Source organism: Deinococcus malanensis, assembly GCF_014647655.1.
Taxonomy (GTDB): domain Bacteria; phylum Deinococcota; class Deinococci; order Deinococcales; family Deinococcaceae; genus Deinococcus; species Deinococcus malanensis.
In genome coordinates, this window is the sequence record NZ_BMPP01000014.1 from 116,852 (window position 1) to 120,532 (window position 3,681).

At 63.8% G+C, this 3,681-nt stretch carries 5 protein-coding genes; 4 read left to right on the forward strand and 1 reads right to left on the reverse strand.

All coding sequences use genetic code 11. The features are described from left to right. The 3 genes from IEY49_RS15660 to IEY49_RS15675 form a co-directional block, all read left to right on the forward strand. The coding region (locus tag IEY49_RS15660; RefSeq protein ID WP_189010458.1) for a hypothetical protein at nucleotides 1–274 on the forward strand (274 nt) is incomplete at its 5' end. A gap of 102 nt (nucleotides 275–376) precedes the next feature. Beyond that, a complete protein-coding gene (locus tag IEY49_RS15665) occupies nucleotides 377–1,090 on the forward strand; it encodes a sensor histidine kinase (RefSeq protein ID WP_229780849.1) in 714 nt (237 codons plus the stop codon). A gap of 221 nt (nucleotides 1,091–1,311) precedes the next feature. Continuing rightward, nucleotides 1,312–1,665 carry a hypothetical protein gene (locus IEY49_RS15675; RefSeq protein ID WP_189010461.1) on the forward strand — a complete coding sequence of 118 codons (354 nt, stop codon included), beginning with the start codon at nucleotides 1,312–1,314 and terminating at the stop codon, nucleotides 1,663–1,665. Nucleotides 1,666–1,802: 137 nt separating this feature from the next. On the opposite strand, the gene IEY49_RS21910 is transcribed toward IEY49_RS15675, so the two are convergent. After that, entirely contained in the window at nucleotides 1,803–1,943 is a 141-nt protein-coding gene (locus IEY49_RS21910; protein ID WP_373291927.1) for a hypothetical protein, read from the reverse strand. A 567-nt stretch (nucleotides 1,944–2,510) separates the two neighbouring features. Between IEY49_RS21910 and tal the strand changes: the two genes are divergently transcribed. After that, entirely contained in the window at nucleotides 2,511–3,491 is a 981-nt protein-coding gene (gene tal / locus IEY49_RS15680; protein ID WP_189010463.1) for a transaldolase, read from the forward strand. Nucleotides 3,492–3,681 lie beyond the last annotated feature (190 nt).

The window sequence follows — 3,681 nt, forward strand, 5'->3', positions numbered from 1 at the left end:
GCCGCACGATGAACACCGCTGCTTCGAAGGCCATGTCGAAGAAACTGGCGTCCCAGATCTCTCCCCCGGGGACCCGGTCACCGTGACCTTTGCCCAGGGAAGACCCACCCTCCAGGGGCACACGTCACAGCAGCACGGTCATTACCAGCTTGACGGCATGCCCCCTGGAGCTTTCGTGCTCACCAGCTTCACCCGGAAAGACGGCGTGATGGGACGTGAGGCGGAGTGGGACGACACCGAGCAACTTTGGGGTGGAGAAGTTTTCAGCACCTAAGAGCATCCTCCCCCGAAGAAGCGCGTGACGTTGTGGCTGAGCAGTCCAGGAATCTCCGCGTGCCGTTCGAGACGGGTGAGGTGCTGTACCTGGATCGACGCGATGCTGAACCTGTCCCGGACGTCACGCCTGCCGCTGCGTCTCGGCCCTGTGGATCTCGGCGGGCTGGTCGGGCAGGTGCGGCAGGAATTCGAACCGGATCTGCTGGGCCGGGAGGTGCACTGGAACATCCAGGAGTTACCTCTGGTGATGGGGGACCACGACACCCTGCGGCAGGTGATGCTGAACCTGCTGGGCAACGCCCTCAAGTACACCCGCACCCGCGACGTTACGGCGATTCGCGTGTGGGTGGAGGAACGCGCAGGCGAAACGGCAGTATTTGTCGAGGACAATGGCGTCGGATTCGATGCGCGGTACGCTGACAAACTGTTTGGGTGTTTCAGCGACTGCACCGTCACGAGGATTTTGAGGGCGTGGGAGTGGACCTCGCGACCGTGCGCCGGATCGTGCAGCGGTATGCGGGTGAGGTGTTCGCGTCCAGCCAGCCTGGAAAAGGGGGGACGTTCGGGTTCACTGCATCATGGCGGGGGCGATGACGCCGCCTACACCCGGGCTTCCATCCACCCTGCATGCTGCGGGGTCACCAATGCCCCCACAGCCTCCAGCGCCTCCGGCGACCCCTCACCGGCTACCATCCGCGCCGCCCGAATCACCGGCATACACGCCTCCAGCAGCGCCGTCATCTCCCGCAGCGCTGCCAGGACCTCCTCTCCCTCAGGCGTGACCTTCCACGCCACCTCATCTCTCAACGGGTGATGCGCGCTGAGCACCATCGGAACACCCGCGTCCAGATCTGACTGTGCCATCTAGAGCAGCCGGGCGAGATTGTCATCCTGAAGTGATTGCCGGGCGCTGTTCAGCTCGAACAGAGGAATCATGCCCTTGAGTATGTCCGCGGAGGCCACGGTCGTTCACCGTTCAGGTGAGCCTGCGGCCTGAGCCCTGTCCCCCGGACCGGGCCTGACAGCAGGACGCTAATGTTCAGCATGGCAGACACCACCAGACCGCCCTACGCCCACATCCAGAATCCAACTCCTGAGGATCTGGAAGACATGCTCAACAGCCTGCAACCGGATTCGTTTCTCACCCTCGTGGAACCCGAGGGGAAACTTGAAGATGAGTCCGTTAGCAACGCGGCCGCTCAGCGCGATGCCGCGCAAGCCCTGGGGCTGCCAGCTTCAGCGGATTGGGCGCAGGTCTCTGACGCCCTTGCCGGCGGTGGATACCACGAAGTGCGGGTCACCCACGGCGAGAACACCTGCCAGTTTTTCCTGAGTGAGCAAGCGCTGGACCGTCACACCTGGCTGGACGCCTACATGCGTCGGAACTGACCCGCATGTGTTCAGCCGAACACACGCGGAGGGATTTCCCTATCATCTTCCGCCGCTCCTCATTTCATCCGGCGGCGGATGCCCTCCGGCAGTCCCTCAAGGTCCTGGTATCCAGCAAGCCGATCCGGGTGATGCATTCAGACCTGAAAGGCGTCAGCAATCGTGACCCCATGCCCCGGCCGGGCCACCACGCTCACCTCGTCACCCGCGCAGATGTCCCCTGGGGTCAGCACCCGAAAGTACGCCCCTGGCTGGCATTCCGCAGCGAACCGTTTCAGCCAGCGCGCCTCCCGTCAACATAAGGGTGCCAGTGTACCTGCGACCAAGCAGATGGCCCGCGCAGCAGCAGGAGAGACGATTGAGTTCCTGGTTTCAGGCGCGCCGGCACTCAGCGCCAGCCCAGGCACACGCGAAGGCAGTTCCAGCGTGCGCCTGGGCTGGTGTCCGTCATATTCGTTGATCTCCCTGGCACCCTGCCTGGGCGTGTGCTGGCGCGGGATAGGGGAGAGCAGCAGTGAAGTGCGAGGGGACGAGACAAGAAGCTAGGCTTTTAGGAATACGTTCTCACGTTCACCTCGAATTACTCTGGGCTGCCGAACCATACGGCTCGGAACTAACTTCCGGGCTCGTTCCAGAACCCCCCACACCTGTGCCCTTACGCCGAATGCAGCGCTCAGTCGTACCTCCGCGCCTCACACCTTGGGAAGGGTGAAGCTGAAGGGCGCACCATCCCTGCCGTGACGGTCTTCCTCGGTTGCCGAAAACCACCAGGAACTCGGCATTGCGCTCACGCACATCGTTCAGGCCGCAAAGCGGGTTATCCTCCGCGCAGGAGGGCACGAAGCATGACGAGCAAACTCGAACAACTCCGGACCCATTCGGTGGTGGTCGCCGACACCGGGGACCTCACCGCCATCGCACAGTTCCGACCACGCGACTGCACCACGAATCCCTCACTGATCCTGAAAGCAGCTCAACAGCCCGAGTCCGCCAACCTGGTGCGTGAGGTGGTAGCCCAGAGTGCGCGCGACGGTGACGACATCGAAGTCGTGCTGGACAAGCTGGCTGTGCGCATCGGGGTGGAACTCACCCGGCTGGTGCCGGGCGACGTCAGCACGGAAGTCGACGCGCAGCTGTCGTTCGATACGGACGCCATGATCATCAAGGCGCGCAGCCTGATCGCCCTGTACGAAGCCCAAGGCGTGGGCCGCGACCGGGTGCTGATCAAACTGGCCGCCACCTGGGAAGGCATCCGCGCGGCCGAAGTGCTCGAACGCGAAGGCATCCGCTGCAACCTCACGCTGGTGTTCAGCCTAGAGCAGGCCATCGCGTGCGCGCAGGCGGGAGCGTTCCTGATCTCGCCGTTCGTGGGCCGCATCACCGACTGGTACAAGAAGGCCGAAGGGAAGGAGAGCTACCCGGTAGATGAAGACCCGGGCGTGCGCAGCGTCCGTACCATCTACACGCACTTCAAAACGCACGGGTACCGCACGGTGGTGATGGGCGCCTCGTTCCGGAGTGCCGCGCAGGTCGAAGCGCTCGCGGGATGCGACCGCCTCACTGTGAGTCCCACGCTGCTGGCGGAACTCGACGCGGACCAGGGCCCACTGGACCGGCAGCTCAGTGCACCCACGCAGCGAACCGAGGACGCGCAGGAACCACTCACCGAAGCCGCGTTCCGCTGGGCGCTGGTAGACAACCAGATGGCCGGTGAAAAACTCACCGAAGGAATCCGGCAGTTCCACCAGGATTACGTCCGCTTGCACACCGACATCGCCGCGCAACTCAAGGCGCACGCCGCTCCGGGAGTCGTGCCTGCCGGCTGACCTCTCGTGACACCGTGGGCTGATGGGACAGGTCCCATCAGCCCACTGCATGTCCAGGAAACCCTGTGTCCGACGTTCACCCGCAGGAGGGTGCTGGCGAGGCTGCTGGCGAGAGTAAGGAGGAACGTCCGTTCCGCTTCGGTAATGTCGTGATGCTCGAGGAAGCCGAGGGTGAGGACCCCGAGGGTCC